Consider the following 21921-nt stretch of genomic DNA (forward strand, 5'->3'; position numbering starts at 1 on the left):
TACGAAAAATTTGATGTAATCTGCTTTGGGCAGTCAGTAGTGGGTGTGATTGATTCCATACTGAGTGTCGGTGTCGGATGCCTCAGGCCTCCTTGACCGATATTCTGTGCAAATGTAGTGCTTTTCTTTGGATTTGGAAGTCTTTTTAACAAAAAAAGTGGATAAAATTTGAGAAAAATGAGATGAACGGCGTGTTAATCACTCATATACATATAGTTGATAGGGATATTGACCCATAAAAAATCGATCGGCATGGAGATGCCGATCGATTGGATTTTAAGGACGTTTTATCAGATGTCCGGATTAGCGGATGATAACCTTGCTTACAGATGAGCCCTGACGCTTGATGTAGAGACCGTTTGCGGGGTTCTCAACGCGTACACCCTGAAGGTTGTAGTATTCAACAGGAGCATTTTCGTCAACTGCAACGTTGCTGATTGCGCTTGTTGAAGAGTCACCGGTTACAGTGATGAAATAGATGTGGCAACCGTTGGTGTTGTAGATCTGCACGTCGTTGGTTGCAGCAGCAGTTGCGGGTACGAGCCATTCCTGTTCAGCGTAGGTTGTGGGAAGTTCAACTGCGCTTCCGTTGGGAGCTTTGAGGGTTTCACCGTTAACTGAGAGCTCAACGCCACGTGCATCGGTGTTCTTGTGTGATTCAACACCCATTTTGATTGTTGCACCAGCGGGAACACCGGGGATCACGAAGTAGTTGATTTCCTTGCTGCCGAGCCAGAGGTATGCAGGACCGTGATAGGTGCCGAGGCTTGTTTCGGGATAGTTGACTGCGATTGCGAGTGAGCGGTTAGTCTTCTCGTTAGTGTAAACGAGGCCCTTGAGTTCTTCGATAACTACGTCGTTAGCTGTGAGGTAGCCTTCTGCATTCTTGCCTTCTGCGTAAGAAACCTGCCAGAAGCAGTTGTCTTTAGTTGCTTCAGTAGGTTCGGTATCGTCAGCTTTCTCGATGTCTGACCAGTTAGAACCTGCCTTGAGGTTAGCAACGGTGGCCTCGCTCCACTTTGTGAAGTCCCAAGACATGAGCGCGTCAGTAGAAGGCTCTGAGGGTTCGGTGGGTTCAGTTGTGGGGAAATCACCAGTGAGCTCGCCTGTGATAACAACGTCGCTGAAGCCCATCTGCTTGTTGTTGGCAAGATTATAAATCATAAAAGTGACATCAAGTGCACTTTCTGAGGCTGCACCTGTCAGGTCATAACTTAATGTGCTGTAATAATCATTATCCTCATTGTTACGATTGGGGTGGAAGTTCTCAGCGAGAGTGTTGGGATTTCCGCCAACTGTGTATGTGAGGTCATAGTTGCCACCACCAGTACCGATCACGTTTGCTTTAAGAGTTAACTTTGTAGCTTTGAAAGTATAGCCTGCATTAGGTGTTACGACGAAAGAGAGTGAGTGGCCTTCTGTTGCTGCTTTAACCTGCTCTGTGGGCTGAACGAGTGCTTCGATCATGCCGTTGGTATTGCGAGGATTTCCCCATGCAATTTCTGAACCGAGTACAGGCTCACCTACAGTCATATACTCTGCATAACCGGCTGTGATGACAGGGGTAAGGTCATTTGAGTAAGAGGTTTTAGGTTCTCCTGTGTCCGGATCAGTTGTTTCAACTGCCTTGGCCATCGGCCATGTGATGGAAACATCTACAGTTTTAACTTCTGCGCTTACAGAAATAGCTGTAGCGGCAGCAGCAAAAAGGGTAAAGATTTTCTTCATAGAAGATTGATTTAAGTAAGAAATTAATGATAAAAAGTGATTGTCTGTAAATTTCGATAATCTGAATCGAGGAGCTGAGAAATTTATTAGCTTTTTGAAATCAAATAGTTGGAACTATTTTTTCATGGTGAGTCAATTAATTCAAACGTGATGCGAATTTACGCTTTATAATTAAAGTTGGCAATGATTTAACGCTATTTAACCAAAAATATCTTATGAAGCGACTTATTCTGTCGAAGTTTCGACGTATCGGTAGATTATATTATCGAAATGCGGGAGCTGATCCATTGTCGGACATCTTCGATGCCCTTTCACAATAATATCCATATAGCCCCACGCCTCGTCGCCGCCGTGGGATGTGCGCCCTTGCGGGCTTACATCTCACCGACGGCTCCTCGTGGTGGGGCTATGATTGCATCACCGCTTCGCGGTTTTCATATCCGTGTTGCCGCATTGCGGTGTTTCATCACTCCGTGTCGCCCCGGCTGGGTGGGATCTTGCCGTTGTGGGGATAATAAACCGCGAAGCGGTGATGCAATCATAGCCCCATCACGACCGAGCGTAAGCAGGATAAAAATTGACCGTAGGGAAATTTTTTATCCTGCCGTAGCGAGGGAGGCATGGGGTATGCGAGGTATTGTCGGCGAAGGGCATCGAAGATGTCCGACAAAAGAATTAACAATCTTCCGCAAAATGATTTTTATATTGTCGAAATACGGGAGCTGATCCATTGTCGGACATCTTCGATGCCCTTTCACAATAATATCCAATCATAGCCCCACGCCTCGTCGCCGCCGTGGGATGTGCGCCCTTGCGGGCTTACATCTCACCGACGGCTCCTCGTGGTGGGGCTATGATTGCATCACCGCTTCGCGGTTTATAGGTATGAATTCAGGTTGCCACCGTTATCTCCGCCACTTCGCGGTTTATAGGTGTGAATTCAGACTGTCCCCGTTGCCTCCACCGCTTCGCGGTTTATAGGTATGGGTTCAGGTTGCCACCGTTATCTCCACCGTTTTGCGGTTTATAATAATGAAAAACACAGGACCGCATAAATGGATATGCGGTCCTGTGTTTTTGGGGATGCGATACTCAATGGCTGTTGCGTGATATTTTAGTCATATCGTTTGGCAACCATTGATATGCAGTGGCGATATTCCTTAGGGGATGACCTTCTTGTAGCGCGGTACGAGGAGGATCATGATCAGCCAGCCGATGAGGTAGGCGACACCGCAGATGCAGAATACGATGAAGTAGCCTGCGGGCTTGCCTGTGAAGCTCATGAACGAGAGGTTGACCTGAGCGGAATAGTCGAAGAGGATACCGGAGAAGTAGTTGATGAGGAACGATCCGAGACCGCCGGCCATACCGCCGATACCGATGATGGTTGCGATGGTCGATTTCGGGAACATGTCACCTACAACAGAGTAGATGTTCGCGCTCCATGACTGGTGGGCTGCACCGGCGATACCGATGATGATGATGGGAAGCCAAGGCGACACAGAGCTGAGGGGCTGCGCGAGAAGCGCGAGGAGGGGGAACACTGCGAAGATGAGCATTGCACGCATACGGGCTGCGTAAGGGTTGATGTTGATGCCCTTGCTGGCTGCGCGGTCAATGAAGATGGTCGGGAGCTTACCGCCATAGATCGAAAGCATGGTGATGAGATAGAGTACGAAGATCATCAGCATACCCTCGCCTGACGATGTCGAAAGCTTGAACACGTCGGTGATGTAGGCGGGAGTCCAGAAGAGGAAGAACCACCACACACCGTCGGTCATGAACTTACCGACAAACACGGCCCAAGTCTGCGGATACTTGAAACACTTGAAGAAGGGTATGGTGGCAGTCTCGCTGTCCTCGATCTCAGCCTTCTGCTTGGGAGTCTCGTCAGGGGTGTCATTGTCCTGCTCGATGTAAGCGAGCTCGGCTGCATTTACGTGGGGATTCTTTGCCGGTTCCTTGTAGAGGAAGAGCCAGAAGCCCATCCAGACGAAGCCGAGTGCACCGATGACGATGAAGGCCATTTCCCAACCGTTGCCCCAGCCGATGCTCTGGAAGAACTTGGCGAGCGGGCCGATGGTGAAGGGTGCGATGAGCGCGCCGACAGCCGAACCTGCGTTGAAGATCGAGGTGGCGTATGCGCGGTCACGCTTGGGGAAGTATTCGGCGGTCACCTTGATGGCTGCGGGGAAGTTTCCGGCCTCACCGAGGGCGAGGATCGTGCGTGCGCCGAGGAAGAAATAGACTGACACTGTAGCGATAGTCACAGCCATTGTTCCGGCGGCATCGAGAAGTTCATGGGCGTTGTGGAGACCCAAGGTCACTTCAGTGGCCCAGCCGCAGGCAGCGTGGAGACACGCGCCGGCCGACCATACACCGATGGCCCAGAGGTAGCCTTTCTTTGTGCCCATCCAGTCAATGAAGCGGCCGGCAAGAAGGTTGGCCACGGCATAGACGATGGAGAAGACGGCGGTAATGAGACCATAGTTGGCATCGGTCCAGTGAAATTCGGGAGATATGAACTCTTTCCAAGTGAGCGAAAGCACCTGACGGTCCATATAGTTGACGGTCGTGGCAAGGAAGAGCAGCGCACAGATGGTCCAACGGAAGTTGGTCATCTTGTTGTTGGCGGCTGCGAGGGGTGAGATTGCTGCTGCCATGACTTAGAACTTGAAGTAGTTTTTAGCGTTGTTGTAGCTGATATCCTCGATCATTTTGTTGACACGTTCCTGCTCATAACCGGTGTAGGGGATGAGACCGTTCTCGACATCGTTGCCGACGAGGTTACAGAGTGTGCGACGGAAATATTCGTGGCGGGGATATGAGAGGAATGAGCGTGAGTCAGTGAGCATGCCGACGAAACGGCTGAGCAGGCCGAGGAGCGAGAGAGCGTTCATCTGCTTCTCCATGCCATCCTTCTGATCAAGGAACCACCATCCTGAACCGAACTGGATCTTGCCGGCCACAGAACCGTCTTGGAAGTTACCGAGCATGGTTGCGATGACTTCGTTGGCACTGGGATTGAGGTTGTAGAGGATGGTCTTGGTAAGCTTGCCCTTGGTGTTGAGCTTGTCGAGGAACTTGGCACATGCCTTTGCAGTGGTGAATTCGCCGATCGAGTCAAAACCGGTGTCAGGACCGAGGAGCTTGAACATCTTGGTGTTGTTGTTGCGGATGGCACCGTAGTGGAACTGCTGGGTCCAGCCTGAGTTGTAGTCCATCTCGCCAAATACGAGGAGCATCGCGCTCTTGAACTTCAGGATTTCCTCCTTGGTGAGTTCCTTGCCGCCATAGACCTTGTCGAAGATGGCTTCGATCTCGCCGTCGGTGAAGTCTTCGGCATAGAATTCCTCGATGCCGTGGTCAGATAGACGGCAACCCATTTCCTCGAAGAAGTCGTGACGCTTCTGAAGAGCGTCGATCATGTCCTGATACTTGTTGATCTCCACTCCTGAAACCTCGGCGAGTTTCTCGACGTAGGCGCGGAATTCAGCGGGATTCTCGACGGCCATAGCCTTGTCGGGACGCCAAGTGGGGAGCATCTTAATCTCGAAGCCGCTGTCGCGCACCTGCTTGTGGTATTCGAGTGAATCAACGGGATCGTCAGTAGTGCAGACGGTCTCCACATTGTAGCGGCGCATGAGACCGCGGGCGGTCATGTTGGGATCGTTGAGGAGTTTGTCGTTACACTCGTCGAAGATCTCACGTGCGGTTTCGGGGTTGAGCAGCTTGTCAATGCCGAACGCAGTCTTGAGCTCAAGGTGAGTCCAGTGGTAGAGTGGGTTACGGAAGGTATAGGGTACTGTCTCGGCCCACTTCTGGAACTTTTCCCAGTCAGTGGTGTCAGTGCCTGTGCAGAAACGTTCGTCAACACCGTTTGAGCGCATGGCACGCCACTTGTAGTGGTCGCCGCCGAGCCAGATTTCGGTTATCGATTTGAATTTGTGGTCATCGGCTACCATCTTGGGGATGAGGTGACAGTGATAGTCGATGATAGGCATTTTAGCAGCGTGTTCGTGGTATAACTTCTGTGCTGTTTCGGTCTGTAGCAGGAAGTTTTCATCCATGAAAGGTTTCATGAGGCTGGGTTTTAGGGTTTAGGAGTTAAACTTATGAGAGATTTAAGGAGGGAGGTTTGCGTGAGAGTGTGTGAGAGGCTTCAGGGATGAGTCAGGCGGCATAATCGCCGCGCGCATCCCTGAAGCCTGATGAGGTTTTGATTAAAGTGTCACACCGTTCTTGAAGATGGAGATCTCGTGGATGCCGCTCTTTTCAGAGTTGACTTCCTCGCCTGACGCCACTTTGAGCACGTAGGCGATGAAATCGTCGAGCACCTGAGCCATCGAGCTGTCCTCGACAAGACGTCCGGCGTTGAAGTCGATCCAAGTGGGCTTGCGCTTGGCGAGTCCGGAGTTGGTGGAGACTTTCATCGTGGGGACGAATGTGCCGAAAGGCGTGCCGCGACCGGTGGTGAAGAGCACCATCTGGCAGCCGGCGGCCGCGAGGGCAGTAGAGGCCACGAGGTCGTTGCCGGGAGCTGAAAGAAGGTTGAGACCGTGGTTGTGGATACGTTCGCCGTACTCCATCACACCGAATACGGGGCTCTTGCCTGACTTCTGTGTGCAGCCGAGGGCCTTCTCTTCAAGAGTGGAGATACCTCCGGCCTTGTTGCCGGGCGAGGGGTTCTCGCCGACGGGCTCGCCGTGGCTGAGGAAGTATTCCTTGAAGTTGTTGATGAGCGAGACTGTCTCGCCGAGAAGTTCGTTGTCGGCACAGCGGCGCATGAGGATGGTTTCAGCTCCGAACATTTCAGGCACTTCGGTGAGCACGGTAGTGCCGCCCTGCTGTTCGCACAGCCAGTCGGAGAACTCGCCGAGGAGCGGATTGGCGGTAATGCCGGAGAATCCGTCGGAACCGCCGCACTTCAGGCCGATGCGGAGCTTGGATGCGGGCTGTTCGGTACGCTTGAATGTGCGGGCCTGTTCGTAGAGCTCGCGGAGGATCTTGAGGCCGGCTTCAACTTCGTCGCCTTCAACTTCCTGACACACCATGAACTTTACGCGTGAACGGTCATAGTCGCCGCAGAACTCCTCGAACACCTTGGGCTGGTTGTTCTCACATCCGAGTCCGATTACGAGCACACCACCTGCGTTGGGGTGGAGCACCATGTCGCGGAGGATCTTTTTGGTATTCTCATGGTCGTCGCCGAGCTGTGAGCAACCGTAGTTGTGGGGGAAAGCAAAGATGCCGTCAACACCCTCAGCCTTGGTCTCGGTGTTGAGACGGTCAACGATCTGCTTTGCGATACCGTTGACGCAGCCAACTGTCGGGATGACCCAGACTTCATTGCGGATACCGACCTGTCCGTCGGGACGCTCGAAGCCCATGAATGTGGCCTCCGTGCCTTTGTTGGCAGCACCGGGAGCGGCGGGCGATGGATTGTCGATGGTGATGTCCGAATAGTCGAGCTGACCTTCAAGGTTGGTCTTGATGTCGTTGTGGTCAAGGAAGGCACCGCGCTTCACTTCGTGGCGGGTATGACCTATGGGGAAGCCGTATTTGATGACGTTTTCACCCTCGGCTATGTCGCAGAGCGCGAATTTGTGGCCTGCGGGAATGTCGGAGACAAGGGTGATTTCGTCACCATCGACGTTGACAGTCGTCCCCGATGTGAGCGGGTTGATGGCGACTGCAACGTTGTCGGCGGGATTGATTTTGAGGAAATCCTTCATGTGTATGGGAGTGGATTATGCTTCAACGACTTCTTTAACGGTCTCAAGCATACCCTTAGCCTGAATGGCGTTGAGATACTCGGTGACGAGATCGGTGAGGCCGGGGATCTGGTTGAGATCGCCGTGCTCCTCGCCCCAGATGAGATCCTTGGCGGCGAGAACGCCTTCAGCAACCTTGCGGGTGTCGCCGGTAGCCCAGAGCTCGGTGAGGAGATCCATGATCTTCTTGTCGTCGTTGGGGACGATTTCAGTTCCATCCTCGCGCTTGCCGCCCTTGTAGTAAGTGATGAGGGCTGCGAGACCGAGCACGAGACCCTTGGGAAGTTCGCCCTTGCGCTCAAGATAAGTCTTGAGTCCGGGGAGGTCGCGGGTCTGGAATTTCGGGAACGAGTTGAGCATGATTGAAGTCACCTGATGATCAACGTAGGGGTTGTTGAAGCGTTCGAGCACGTCTGCGCCGAACTTCTTGAGCTCGTCCATCGGGAGGTTGAGGGTCTGCATGAGCTCGTCGAACTGCACCTTGTTGATATATTTGCCGATGACGGGATGGTTGCAGGCGTCACGCACGATGTTGACACCGCTGAGGAATGCTACGGGTGAGAGGACGGTGTGAGGACCGTTGAGAAGTGTCACCTTGCGCTCGTGGTAGGGAGCTTCAGAGTCGGTGATGAGCACCTGAAGACCAGCCTTGTCAGCGGGGAATTCCTTGCGGAGATCCTCGATGGAGATGTTTGAAGCGCGTTCGATGACCCAGAGGTGGAATGCCTCACCTTGAACGACGAGGTTGTCGGCATAACCGAGTTTCTCCTGAATCTGCTTGATGTCCTTGCGGGGGAAGCCGGGGACGATACGGTCAACGAGTGTGGCGCAGACGTAGCAGCTTTCGTTGAACCAAGCCTTGAATGCTTCGTAGTCACCGTCGAACTGGTCCTTCCAGAGCTCGATGTACTTGTTGATGATGTCTTTGAGGTGGTGGCCGTTTTCAAAGATAAGCTCGCAGGGCATGATGATGAAGCCCTTGTCAGCAGCACCGTTGAAAGTCTTGAAACGACGGTAGAGAAGCTGGGTGAGCTTGCCGGGATAAGAAGCGGCAGGGCGGTCGGCGAGCTTGCATTCGGGATCGAAAGCGATACCGGCCTCAGTAGTGTTGGAGATCACGAAGCGCATTTCGGGCTGATCAGCGAGTGCGAGGAACGCGTCAAACTGAGTGAAGGGGCTGAGTGCGCGGCTGATCACGTCGATACGAGTGAGCGAATTGATGACCTCACCGTCGAGGCGACCCTGAAGATTGACGTGGTAGAGGCAGTCCTGACCTTGGAGAAGCTGGGTCACGAACGCGTCGGGAGTTCCCTGAACAACGACTACAGATGAGTTGAAGTCGGTCTTGTCGTTCATGTTCTTGATGATCCAGTCAACAAATGCACGAAGGAAGTTACCTTCACCGAATTGGATGATTCTTTCGGGGGCCACTGCTTTAGGAGCGGTGAGTTTGTTTAATGCTTTCATGATTTGAAAATATTGTGATAGTGATTTATTGATGCTAAATGAGATGTGTCATTACAGACGGTAGGATTTATTTGTCGTCGGCGACGGGATTCCAGCCGCTGGCCTGCGCAAAGACCTCTACCGGATCAAGGCAGGCTGCTGCATCGCTGTCGCTGACCTTCATGGCCCATTTCACACGGCCTTCCTGAGCTGCGCCCGGTCCGCGCGATCCGTATTCGCCGTAGCGTGCGGTGCGTTCATTCTCAGGTTTGCTCCAGTTGTGCCATCCTTCGGGGCGGATGTGGCTGCCCATATCGCAGTTGATGAATACGGTGTGGGCGTAGGGTCGCCAAGGGCGTCCGAGATATACTTTGGTCACGCCGTCGGCTGCGGTGAGCTTGCAGTTATCGAAGATGTAGCCGAATCTCACATCGCCCGGAGTCGATGCGGCGGTGATGTATGAATCACGTTTACTGAAGATCTCGCAGTCCTTGAAATAGGCTGTGGCCGGTCCGAAAATGAAATCCGTTGTACCTTCGATGTAGCAGTGGTCGAAGTAGAGGCGGGCGCGGTCACCACCGGTGAAGATGGTGTCCTGATTTCCGAGGAAACGGCAGTTGACGAAGCGGATCTTGTCACCTTCAGTGTGGAGTGCCACGGCCTGACCGAGCTGCGGAGCATCGTTTTCGATGGTCAGGTTCTCGAAAAGTACGTCGCACGCATCGACACGGACCGTGTAGGTGCGGAATGTGCCCATCTTGTCGATGTTGGCATGGTGATCGTATGTGATTATTGTGCTGTCGGCATTTTCACCGATGAACTTGACGTTGCGAAGCCACGACGGGATGATCAGTTTCTCTTTATAGACGCCGTTGGCTATATTGATTGTGACATCGTAGTCCATATAGGCACGGACCGCTTCAAGAGCTTCGGCTATGGTGGTGAAGTCGCCTGTCCCGTTCTGATTGACGGAGATAGTACGCTTATAGTCAGCTGCGGAGGCTTGCAGTCCGGCAATGAGGATGAGCAGGAGGCTTATGATTCTTGTTTTCATTGTTTCGGGTGTTTTGATGTTGATTCTCACTTTGTGATTCTGAACCAATCGACATCGAGCCAGCCGCTGTCGTTACTATCCCAGTTACGGACGCAGAACAGACCTACTTTCGAGCCGATCCAGTGGCCTGAAGTAAGCTTGAGGGGTTCGCCGAAGTCAGTGAACTTCTTGCCGTCAAAGCTGTAGGAGAACACGGCTTCACCCTTGTAGTCATCCTTTTCCTTGGGCTGTTTCGGACCTACGTTCTTCACGGTGACGCGGAGATAAAGCTCCTTGTCGCCGTCGATCTTCACGGCCTTTACTTCTTTTTCAGGATTACCCTTGTTGGCACTTGTTGACATCACTTCTGTGAGATAGATGCCGTCGGCGCGGCTGTCAAGAGCGAGGGCGGCGTAGTTGTAGCCCATCACTGCGATACCTGCGCGTTCGCCGGTCTCTGTCTTGCCATTACGCTTGCGGGGGAAGAACTGTACCTTCGCGGTCGCGGTGAAGTTCTCGGCAGGGAATTTCTGAAGAAGAAGGTTGGAAGCATCGTAGAGACGGGGGCTGTCCGTGGTCTTTTGAGAGAACAGACGGAGTGTGCCGGTATTGGCTTCGCAGAAGTGCCAGAGGGCGTTGGGGTTACCCTTCCACTGCCACTGGAGGCCAAGCGTGGTAGAGTCAAACTCGTCGCTTTCAACAGGATTGGCAGCGGGATATGTCTTGCCCACGTTGGGTTTGCGGTATTTCATCACAGGTTCGCCGCGTCCGTCACCGTCAGGATCGACACCGATCACAGGCCAGCCGTCCTCACGCCAAGCCATCGGCTGGAGGTGGACCACACGACCGTAAGGACCTTTGTCCTGAAAGTGGAGGAACCAATGCTCCTGTCCGTCAGGAGTATCCACCCATGCGCCCTGATGAGGACCATTGATCTCGGTATTGCCCTGATCCATCACGTTGCGCACTTCGTAAGGACCCCATGGGCTCTTTGAACGGAGTACTTCCTGCCATCCGGTAGCAACGCCGCCGGCGGGCGAGAAGATATAGTACCAGTCACCTACCTTATACATTTTCGCACCCTCGATGGTCTCGTTCTCGATGTGGCCGTCATAGATCACACGGTCCTGACCGATGGTCGATTTTCCGTCGGGAGTCATCTCGATCATGCCGAGTATGCTCTTGACACCGGCGCGACTTCCTGCATAACCGTGTGCAATGTATGCCTTGCCGTCCTCATCCCAGAATGGACAGGTGTCGATGATTCCCTTGGCGGGAAGCACATGCACGAGCGGTTCCCAAGGACCTGCGGGATCTTTGGTCTTGGTCATGAAGATACCGAGGTCGGGATCTCCGTAGTAGATATAGAATTCACCGTTGTGGTAGCGGATTGCGGGTGCCCACACGTGGTTGCCGTGGCTCGGATCGGGAGCAGCTTGTGCGTAAGAGGGCATTTCGGCTATGGCGTGGCCGATGAGGGTCCAGTTGACGAGATCTTTTGAATGCAGGATGGGCAGACCGGGGATATCACAGAAGCTCGAAGCTGTCATGTAATAATCGTCACCCACGCGTACGACATCCGGATCGGAATAGTCGGCATTGATGACGGGATTTTTGTACTGACCGTTGCCGAGATCCGGTGACCAGACCTGCGAGGTGTATGGCTTTCCATCTGCCATTGCGCCCATTGTAGAGGCGGCGAGAAGGGTTAGCAGGGTGAAACGTTTACTTAAATTCATCATAATTAAAGAAATGTACTGTGACCTGTCGGCTCTGGATCATTGCAACTGGCGCGCTGAATCCTACTAATACATAGTAAATTAGCCGTTTAAGGTAAGTTTTTGAAAGTTATAGATTTAAGTGCGTAAAATTTCTCCCAAAGTTAGTGAATTTCTGTCATAATGCAACAAACTTTTAAAATAATTAACGCTTGGGGAGGATAAAGTTTAGAGTTTAAGGTTCAGAGTCCGGACAATACTTGGCTCTATCCGTGTCGGGGATAGTTCCCGATCAGGAAGAAGACTGCTGTATTGTCCGGACTCTGAACCTTAAACTCTAAACTTTATCCTAATTAATATGTACGCGCGCTCATGCGCACGTGAATTTATTTGACAAGCTTACCGTTGATGTAGAGATTGTTGAAACGGACATTCTTAGTGAGACCAGTGATGGAATTGCCGTCGGAGGTCACGCCCTCGAAGTGACAGTTATCGACATTGATGTTGTCGATATTGCAGATTTCCTTGAAGCCTTCGATCATCACGCCATATTTGCTCTTCTGGCAGGTGATATTGTCGAGCCATACATTCTTGACTGTCGGGGGAAAGCTGCGGTCGCAGTTCTCGTTGGGCTCATAGACGAGATTGATTTTCAGGACAGATTCCTTGCACTGACCCACCTTTACGTTACGGACATAGATGTCCTCGATTACACCGCCGCGACATGCGTTGGTCTTGATGCGCACCACGCGGTCAAGTTCGGGGCTGTCCATGACGCAGTCCTCAAGGAAGAGGTTCTTGAAACCGCCTGAGATCTCGCTACCGACCACGATACCGCCGTGACCGTTCTTCATCTGACAGTTGCGGACAATGATGTTTTCCGAAGGTATGCCCTGTTCGCGTCCGTCGCGGTTGCGTCCGCTCTTGATGGCTATGCAGTCATCACCGGTGTCAAAATAGCAGCCTTCGATCAGCACATTCTTGCACGATTCGGGGTCACAGCCGTCACCGTTAGGACCGTCGTTCTGAATGTGTACGCCCTTCACCGTGAGATTCTGGCAGAGGAGGGGATGAATCACCCAGAATGCCGAGCGGAGCAGCGTCACGTCCTCGATCAGCACGTTTTTGCATTCAACGGGGTTGACGAGCTGCGGACGCATTCCGTAGCCTTCGCCGAGAATACGTTTCTCAACAGGTACGCCGTTCTCATTCCATTCCTGAAGGAGCGGACGGCCGATCTTCTGAGTGATCGGGCCTTCGACATAGCCACGCTTTCCGCTCATCTGCCACCAGTTGTCGTTTGACGCACCGCCATCGACCGTACCCTTGCCGGTAAGGGCTATGTTCTCCTGCTGATAGGCATAGATCATGGGCTGATAATTGTAGCAATCCATGCCCTCCCAACGGGTCTTGACGATGGGATACTGTGAGGGATCGTCCGAGAAGAGGAGTGTGGCACCCTCTTCGAGATGGAGATTGACATTGCTTTTCAGGGTGATCGGTCCGGTGAGCCATGTTCCGGCGGGGATCACGACACGGCCGCCACCTTCGCTCGAACAGAGGTCGATCACTTTGTTGATGAGTTCCGTGTAGAGGAAGCCTTTGGTCTTTGATTTCTTGCCGTAGTCAAAAAGCTTGTAATCCTTCTGGCGGAAGGTCGGTGCTTGGATTGACTTCTCGATCTGCGGATAGAGAGTAGCCCAAGCCTCGGTAGCGTTCATGCTTTTTGCGCCGCATGATTTTCCAGCCTTGCAACAGCTTTCGGTTTTTTCTTTCTTACAGCAGTCCTTTGATGCTCCGGCCTTGCAGCAGTCCTTGGCCTCGCCTTGAGCGGCGGCAGAGAGACCGATGAAGAGGGAGGCGGCAATGATTGCGAATTTCTTCATGGTTGGAGATTGATTTATTGAGTTATTGATGATTCCTGAGTGAAAAATTGGTTCAGTCCGTCTGCAAAATTAGCATTCCGTTACCAAACTGGCAACCCCATGCCTGTTTTTTCTGTCATGGGCGATACGTTTCAGCCTTTTACTTTCCCTCCGGGTAGAGGTTATCGACGAGGTGAAGGATGTCGGCCTTGATGTTGGCGAGGGCGGGTGTGATATCGACTGTCGAGTCCTTGGCAGCTTCGAAGTGGATGCTACCGGCGACATACATGGTAAGGCTGTCGGTAGCGAGCCATTGGAGCTGTTCGCGTCCGCCGGGATGGGTGAAAACCCAGCGGGTGATAGCTCCGCTGTTACGGCGCACTTCATCAATATCGCGTACTGAGTCTGCGCGGAGTTCCATCATGACAAGGTGACGGCTGAAAGTAGGGATGAGGCGTGCGGAATCGACCATGACGATCGAGATGCGCCCTTCGGCACCGTAGTCAGGATATGCGATAGAAATCGTGCGGTACTCCTTCTGTGAATCCACTATCTGATGGACGGCACGGCTGTTGAGCTCCACGTTAAACGGAAGATTTGAGACGGAGGTATATTCCGGCGGATAGAGGTCGCCGGCCATCGGTTTAGGTTTTGACGTGTCGCCGCAGGCTGATAGAATAGCGGCCGTCATCATTATAGGGAGTAATTGTTTCATAATTCGTGACAAATTGGATTGTGATGGGATCGAATCGGGAGAATGCACCTTTGATGCGATTCATTTAAATGTTTATGCAAAGATACTAAAATCAGTCCAATACCGCATTACCGGCATGGCTGTAATTTCGTCATAAAAACGAGAGCGGCATCCGTGATCACGGATGCCGCTCTTATGAAGGGGATAATTCTTCTCAGTGAAGATTACTTGCCAGTACCGAGTGCATGGAATGCAGCGGGCATACCTGAAGTCTTGGTCCAGTTTTCTCTCGGAGCAAGTTTCCAACGGTAGTCACCGATGTTCTGCTGATAGATCTCGTGCTCGGTAACCTTCGAATCAGTGTTGTAGTAGAGATCGAGGGTTGAACGACGGTGCTTGTCGCGCTGGAGAGTCTTGTCAGCGTTCTCGTGTGTCGGAGGATTAACCTTGCTCATGAGTTCGGTGGGGAGGAGGGGATATTTACCTACACGGACAACGAGGTCATTGTCGGGGTGCATGGCTGATCCGGGCTCGCCGCCGTTGAATGAGTAATCCTTGAACTTACCGACAGTGTTGCTGCTTGAAGAGAGACCCATAGAGGTGAACACCTTGTCATCTTCCTGACGGGTGGGATCCCAGCTCATGCCGTAGTTGTGATGAACTTCGAAGAAGATCTCGGTAGGAGTACCGTTGACCTGACGGAAGTCGGCGATACCGAAGTTGGTTGCACGTTCGTCATCAGCATCCTTGGCAACAACGAAGAGGTTGTTGGTGATCTTGTACTTCGAACCGGTGGGGATGTAGCGCATACCGAAGATAGCGGTTGCAGTCACGGTGTTGAAGTTGATGATGGTGTTGTGGTCAAACTCGATGTTCCACTTCACGCTGCTCGGCCAAGGATTGCTCTTGTTGTTGTCGTTGAAGAACGAGTTGTTCGGGCAGTCGATGATAGTGTTGTTGCGGACGATACAGTTGTTGAACACGTTTGAAGTACCGGTTGCAGGAGTACCGTCAGATGCGATCCAGCAATAGCCCTGACCCTTGTTGTTGTAGTTCATACAGTTCCAGAACACGTTGTTCTCGATGAGGATGTTGTTGAAGGTCTTACGCTTCGAACCCTGTGTACGGAGGAAACCGCGGATGAAGCCTTGGAACGTACAGTTCTTGATCTGGAATGAGTTGAAGGTCACTGCAAGACCGCTTGAGTACATGTTGGCGAAGTAGTTACCGCATGCACCACCCATGCCGGCTTCCTGATCGTTGTAGTTCTGAGCCAAGGGCACTGCGAAGTCGATGTCCTCGAAGATCACGTCATCGACAAAGATAGGAGCGTCAGCCTCACCTGAAGCCTTTGCCTTACCGAAGATCCAGTTGCAAGTACGCGGAGAGTTGATACCGGAGTAGTCGATACCTGACATATAGACTGTGGCACGCTTACCCTGTGCGGCATCTTCCTTACGGGTACGGAGGGTGAAGCCCTTCATGATGTCGGTGTTGGTGTAGAGGTAGTAAGCCTTTCCGCCTTCAAGTTCGAAGATCGTACCCTCGGCGAGAGTGATGTCCTTATTGTAGTTGGCGATGATGGTGTCGAGGCGTGAGCACTTGTACTCATGAGCTGCCTGAACGGTGTCGGACATGACATTCTCTTCCTTCCATTCAATTAAGATCGGTTCGCCAACCTGACCTGCGGTACGGGGAGATACGGTGTTATACACAGCATCCACATATACAGGTTCCTTGCTGTTGTAGAGGTTAACGACGTAGGCCGAGTTGGGCGAGAGGTTGGTGACCTCCACATAACCCTGCTCGATTTCCTCTTTGGTGAGTACGTGAACGTAACGCTTGTTGTGAGCGTCGTAGGTAAAGTTGGGGTCATTCATCTCAGAGTCGGGGTTCGAGGTCGAAACAGCGAAGTGGAGCTGGTCGAAGATGAACTTGCCGTCCTCCATCATGAAGTGCTCTTCCCAGAGAGAAGCGTCACCGAGACCTGCGGTAGCCACATTGTTGTCGAACTTGACGCGGATCGAAGTTTCGGTTTTGTCATCGAAGCTGAGCACGTCGGGCACATCGTAGCGGTCACCTGTGGTCAGACCGAAATAGTTAGCCCAATCTGAAGTGCTGCCGTGGCCGAACCACTTGGAGTGGTAGGGGCTGTCCATGTCGATCGAACCGTCGGCGCGGCGTGCCTTCTCCGAGAGGGTACGGATCGAGAAGTAATACACCTGTGAATACTCGAGATGTTCGAGAGTCATGCTCAATTCCTCAGGCTTCATGATGGTGTCAAGGTGCAGATAGGTGTCGCTGAGCCAGTTTTCAGGATGGCCGAGCACGCTCTGTGCGTTGCAGACGCGGATGTGGTATCCGGCGCAACCGTCAACTCTACTCCATGAGAGGAAGATTTTGTTGACGACCTCGGTATCGACGTGCGATGAGTGCGCGTCGTCGCTCATACCGGTGTTGTTGTCCGAGAGGAAGAGTGTCATGTGCTCCTGTCCCTCAATCATGTCCGGGTCGTTGGGCACGATATTGTCAGTGTCATCGTTACATGCAACGAGCGCGCAGGATGACAGTGCAAGTAAACTATATAAGTACTTTTTCATTGTGTCAGATGGTTAAATAAGGATTTTATCAATAACCGTAGCCATAGTAGTTCACGTAGGCACCGGCACCGTCGCGGATAGCTGCGCGCGGGTAGGGGAGGATGTAGCGCACGGGCGGGAACACTTCGGGAGTGGTAGTGAATGCGCGTGCATCGTTCTTTCCATAGACGAGGTAGTCGATCTCGGTGTTGCGGTCACGGTAGATGTAACCTGAGAGTGAGTAGCAAGGCTCTGCACCGATCGTACCGTCGTCAGTACGGTGTTTGGTGTACATTTCGGCATTGTTGTCATAGACTGTGCGATCAACGTCGTTGATGTTGTAGCTCTCCCAGAGACGGAACACGTCGATGTACTGGAGCTGAGAGTTGGGGAAACATGCGATCTTGATGGGGTCGCCTGTCTCGTTCACGTTGTTGAGCACACGCCAGTAGGGAGTGAGCATAATGTTGTTGTCGTAGAATTCCGAGGGGAGACCGTCATGGAGAGCGAGCTCTTCAGAGTAGGTGGGAGCTGAAAGGCGGTTGTCGGCAACACAGCAGTGACGGAGGAAGGTGTAGTAGAGTTCCTGACCGTAGATGTTGTTGCGGACGAGGTCGCGCCAGCGCAGGTTCTCACCTGCGAATTCATATTTACGCTCGTCAAGGACAGCCTTGAGGAACGACTCCTTGTCGGCAGCCTTTGCGATGTAAGCGTCAACCTTTTCGGCTGCATTCTCTGAGTAGCGGAACGCACGCTCGCGCACCTGACGGAGAGCTTCCTGAGCCTGACCGGTAGGACCGTTGTGAACCTCGTTGGCAGCTTCGGCATACATGAGGAGCACGTCAGTGTAACGCATGTAGGGGTAGTTGATACCGGTGTTGCCTGCTGAAGTGTTGCCGAGGGGTGACTGTGACCAAAGCTTGGACCACTTGTTGTTGTAGAGTGTATAAACGTTGTTCTCGAACGAGGGTACACCCTGATAAGAGTAGTTCCAAGTACCGAAGAGATACTGGCGGCGGATGTCTTCGGGATCGAAGAGGTAGGGGGCGATGGAGTGAACCTTCGCGCTACCGCTTGTGATACCCCAAGCGAAATCGGTCTTCGAGTCATTGGAGTTGAACTTCAGACCGTGGATGTAGCCGATGTTACCGCTGTTGTCCTTAGCGAAGGGGATTTCGAAGATGGGGTCATCGTTGTTGTTGACAATGTAGTTACACTCATCGATAAACACCTGATGGAAATCCTTGGTGAGCGAGTGGCTGCCGGACTCGATTACCTTCTGTGCATACTCCTCGGCTGTCTTGTAGTAGTCGAGATAGTTGTCGGGACGCTCCATCTTGCCGTAGCTGTCAGGATTGTTCTTGTCGGGCATGAGGGTGTAGCCACCTGCGGTGAGAGCGATACGAGCGATGAGCGAGTGAACGAGCTCCTGACCGATGCGCTCCACGCCGTCAGAGATCTCGGCGGTTTTCTTCATGGTGGGAGCTACTTCCTCAAGGTCGGCGATCATGTCGTCGAGGATCTGGTGACGGTCAACGACGGGGAACTTGATACCGGTTTCGTTGGCGGGAGTGAGGCTGTAGGGGATATCACCGAAGTACCATACCATCTCGTGATACATGATGGCACGGATAGCCTTGGCTTCGCCGAGCATCTGGAGGACTTCTTCGTTGCCTTCCTTGTAGAGCTCGCTGTTCTCCACACCCTTGATGAAGAGGTTACAGTGCTCGATGACAACGTAGCCCTGACGCCAGAGGTTGTTGGCATCGCTGCTCTCGTCGGTCACGTCGAAACGACGTGTGTTGTTAGTTCCGTAGGTGTCACCTGTGTATGTGGCGAAATCGATATCGCTGTTGAGCGCGAGGTTGCTGATGAGCAAGCTCGAATAGGGTGACATGAGCTTGGAGTAAAGGCCGTTGAGCGCAAGGTTCATGTCGTAGGCCGAAGTATAGACGTAATCGTAGTCGAACACCGACGGTGATTCTACGTCAAGATAGTCGGAACAAGACGACAGACCCAGACCTGCTACAGCTACACCAGCAAAAAGTATATTGCGTAGTTTCATTGTAATTTTACTGATTTAAGATTTAGAAAGTAACATTGATGCCGACAACATAACCGCGTGAACGGGGGTAGCGGTTGTAGTCGAATGAAGGAGTAAGACCGCTCATCACATCAACTTCGGGGTCGTAGCCAGAGTAGTTGGTGATAGTGAAGAGGTTGCTGAGTGAACCGTAGAAACGCAGACGTGACATACCGGCCTTCTTGGTGATGCTCTGGGGAAGAGTGTAGCCGAGAGTGATGTCGGTGCAGCGGAGGAATGAACCGTCCTCTACGAAGTAGTCCATAGGCACTGCGGTCACGAGGTCACCGGGGTTCCACATGGTTGCGCCCTCATTGTAGGCAACATAGTCCTGCCATGAAACATTGTAAGCATTGGCATAGAGGTTCTCCGAGTTGAAACGCTCGGTGTAACGCCAGCGGGTGTTGGAGAACTTGGCGAGCACGTTGTTCCAAGTGGTATTGCTCTTGGCACAGCTTGAGAGAGCCTGAGCGGTTGCGTTATATACGTCGAAGTCGAGGAAGTAAGTGAAGTTGGCGGTGAGGTCGAAGTTCTTCCACTGGCCGTTGAGTGAGAAACCACCCTGAAGTTTCGGAGTTGTATTACCGATGATGGTCTGGTCAGCTGAAGTGATCTGGCCGTCGCCGTTGAGGTCCTTGAACTTAACCTTGCCGGGCATGGTCGCGCTGCCGACGTATGAGTCACCGATCACGTTGTTGATGACGGTGAAGTCACGGCCTTCGAGAGGCATGTGGTTCTCGTCACGTCCGTCGCGGGGGTGAGCCTTATTGCTGTCGCGGGGATCGAAGTAGAATTCGTCGGCTGAGTAGAGACCGTCATAGACGAAACCGTAGATAAGACCTACCTGATCACCTACGCGGAGACGATACATGTCGTAGTCCTTGATGTACTTGGGAGCCTCATTGCCCATTTCGTTCTCAGTGCCGTTGAGCTTGTCAACCTTCATCTTGTTCGCACCGAGGGTAAAGGTGGCTGAGAGGTTGTAGTCACGTCCACGGAGGATCTCGCCGTTAACGGTAAGTTCGACACCCTTGTTGGTGATCTGACCGATGTTCTGCCACTGGTAAACGTAACCGGTGTTGGTGAGCATGCTTACGCGATGGAGAAGGTCGGAAGTGGTGTTCCAATAAACCTCAGGAGTGATGGTCAGACGGTTGTTGAACATCGAGAGGTCGATGGCAAGGTTGCGGGTGAGGGTTGACTCCCACTTGATGTGCTTGTTGGGGAGGTAAGAACCGGTGTCGTAGAAGAGTTCGCCGTCGGTTGTAGATTCGCCGAAGCCGGGGCCGCCGGATGAGTTCATGTAGTAGATATCGTTCCACATGTCGGCCTTGGTAAGGTTCTTACCTGACTTACCGATAGCGGCGCGGATCTTGAAGTTGTTGATCCAAGTCACATCCTTGAGGAAGCCTTCCTCGCTGAGGACCCAACCACCGGAAACAGAGGGGAAGAAGCCCCAGCGGTTGTCGCTTGCATAGAATGACGTACCGTCGGCACGTGCGGTGAACGAGAGGAGATACTTATGGTCAAAGTTGTAGTTGATCTGACCGAAGTATGACTGGAGACGGTTGGGAGTACCCTTTGAAGAGGTAGCTACATAGTTTTCACCCATGCCCATCATCGAGAGAGCCTTGTCGGCAGTGATGTCGTGGGGGAAGTAGCGGTTTGCCATAGAAGTGGCTTGGCTCTGGCTGTGCTGGATTTCATAACCGAGGAGGAAGTAGAAATTGTTCTTGTCCTTCAGAGTCCAGTCGTAGCTTGCAGTGGTTGTCCAGATATACTTGTCGTTCTGCGACTTGTCAATCATCGCAACGGGGAGGTTGCGGTTCGATTTTGCAGTGCTTGTGCCGACAGCATAGAAGCGGTCGAGCTGCTTGAAAGCGACACTGTAGGCTCCTTCTGTGCGGAGAGTGAGGCCTGAGATGGGCTTCCATTCGAGTGAAGCCTGATTTACGAAGTCGTAAGAGTGCTTCTTGTAAGAGTTGCGCTTGATGTCGTTGACAGGGTTGGTGTAAGAGAACTCAGCCTCGTCGTCAGCATCGAAGATGCCTTCCTGCCAGCCACCGAACTCGCGGAGACCGTTGGTCGGACGATAGAGGAGCACGTCGATGATACCACCTGTACCCACATGGTCACCACCCTCACCGAGGTCGCGGCGGTAAGTCATCTTGGGGTTGAAAGTGAAGGTGACGTTCTTGCCGAGCTTGGTGTTGAGTTTGGTGTTGATGGTCGTACGGCGTACGCCTGACTGAAGGATGATACCCTTGTCTTCTGACTGGGTGATAGAGATGTTGTAACGGGTCTTGTCGTTACCGCCGCCGATCGACACGTTGGCCGAGTAGCTCATCGGAGTGTTGCCCATCACCTCATCCTGCCAGTCGTGGGTAGGCATGTTCTTGTACATGGCGAGGTCGTAGGGGTGACCGAAGTTGAAGCGGAACTTCTTGGCCTCTGACGAGCGGGTCGATGTACCGATGATGCGGTCATACTGGTAGTCAACAAAGTTGTAGCTGTCCATGAGGTCGAGCTGCTTGGTGATGTGGCTCCAAGTAAGTGATCCGTTGAACGATACCTGAGTCTTGCCTTCCTGAGCGTTCTTGGTAGTTACGACAACTACACCGTTACCACCCTTCGCACCATATATAGCGGTGAGAGATGCATCCTTGAGGATGTCGATGCTCTGGATGTCGCTCGGCGGGATGTCGTTGATGTTGTCCTGCTGGAAACCATCGACGATGAAGAGGGGGTTTGAGTCAGAACCTTCGCCCACGGAGATAGAAGCTGTACCGCGGATACGGATGTTGACATCGGCACCCGGCTGACCATCGACTGACGATACCTGCACACCTGCCACCTTACCCTGAAGGGCAACGGCTGCGGAGCTTACAGGCACAGCGGCGAGCTTGGCACCTGAAACCGAACCTACAGAACCGGTGAGGTCGCGGCGAGCGCGTGAACCACCGTAACCGATCACGACGACTTCATCGAGGGCTTCGGAATC

The 21921-nt window shown here is 52.6% G+C and carries 12 protein-coding genes; all 12 read right to left on the reverse strand.

Annotated features, from left to right (window positions below; genetic code table 11):
* Positions 1-303: 303 nt before the first annotated feature.
* Positions 304-1728 (reverse strand): hypothetical protein, encoded by a 1425-nt coding sequence (locus tag K2G41_RS02035; protein WP_300113724.1) that lies wholly within the window; start codon positions 1726-1728, stop codon positions 304-306.
* 1160 nt (positions 1729-2888) lie between these two features.
* Positions 2889-4391: an MFS transporter gene (locus K2G41_RS02040; RefSeq protein ID WP_300113727.1), complete on the reverse strand. Its 1503-nt coding sequence runs from the start codon at positions 4389-4391 to the stop codon at positions 2889-2891.
* A gap of 3 nt (positions 4392-4394) precedes the next feature.
* Positions 4395-5810 carry a glucuronate isomerase gene (gene uxaC, locus K2G41_RS02045; protein WP_300113731.1) on the reverse strand — a complete coding sequence of 472 codons (1416 nt, stop codon included), beginning with the start codon at positions 5808-5810 and terminating at the stop codon, positions 4395-4397.
* A gap of 141 nt (positions 5811-5951) precedes the next feature.
* On the reverse strand, positions 5952-7463 hold the full coding sequence (locus K2G41_RS02050; RefSeq protein WP_300113733.1) for an altronate dehydratase family protein: 1512 nt from the start codon (positions 7461-7463) through the stop codon (positions 5952-5954).
* A gap of 15 nt (positions 7464-7478) precedes the next feature.
* A complete protein-coding gene (locus tag K2G41_RS02055) occupies positions 7479-8969 on the reverse strand; it encodes a tagaturonate reductase (protein WP_300113736.1) in 1491 nt (496 codons plus the stop codon).
* A gap of 67 nt (positions 8970-9036) precedes the next feature.
* Positions 9037-10002: a pectinesterase family protein gene (locus tag K2G41_RS02060; protein ID WP_300113739.1), complete on the reverse strand. Its 966-nt coding sequence runs from the start codon at positions 10000-10002 to the stop codon at positions 9037-9039.
* Positions 10003-10028: 26 nt separating this feature from the next.
* Complete coding sequence (locus tag K2G41_RS02065) at positions 10029-11720, reverse strand: glycoside hydrolase 43 family protein (RefSeq protein ID WP_366145371.1); 1692 nt, start codon at positions 11718-11720, stop codon at positions 10029-10031.
* Between the two features lie 365 nt (positions 11721-12085).
* The gene (locus tag K2G41_RS02070; protein WP_300113757.1) at positions 12086-13420 is read right to left on the reverse strand and encodes a glycoside hydrolase family 28 protein; all 1335 of its coding nucleotides are present in this window, start codon (positions 13418-13420) and stop codon (positions 12086-12088) included.
* A 304-nt stretch (positions 13421-13724) separates the two neighbouring features.
* A complete protein-coding gene (locus K2G41_RS02075) occupies positions 13725-14279 on the reverse strand; it encodes a hypothetical protein (protein ID WP_300113744.1) in 555 nt (184 codons plus the stop codon).
* Between the two features lie 203 nt (positions 14280-14482).
* Positions 14483-16858, reverse strand: coding sequence for a right-handed parallel beta-helix repeat-containing protein (locus K2G41_RS02080; protein WP_300113747.1), 2376 nt, complete (start codon positions 16856-16858; stop codon positions 14483-14485).
* A gap of 28 nt (positions 16859-16886) precedes the next feature.
* The gene (locus K2G41_RS02085; RefSeq protein WP_300113750.1) at positions 16887-18902 is read right to left on the reverse strand and encodes a RagB/SusD family nutrient uptake outer membrane protein; all 2016 of its coding nucleotides are present in this window, start codon (positions 18900-18902) and stop codon (positions 16887-16889) included.
* A gap of 22 nt (positions 18903-18924) precedes the next feature.
* The coding region (locus K2G41_RS02090; RefSeq protein ID WP_300113753.1) for a TonB-dependent receptor at positions 18925-21921 on the reverse strand (2997 nt) is incomplete at its 5' end.

Origin of the sequence: Duncaniella sp. (genome assembly GCF_029056165.1) — a bacterium.
Lineage (GTDB): Bacteria > Bacteroidota > Bacteroidia > Bacteroidales > Muribaculaceae > Duncaniella.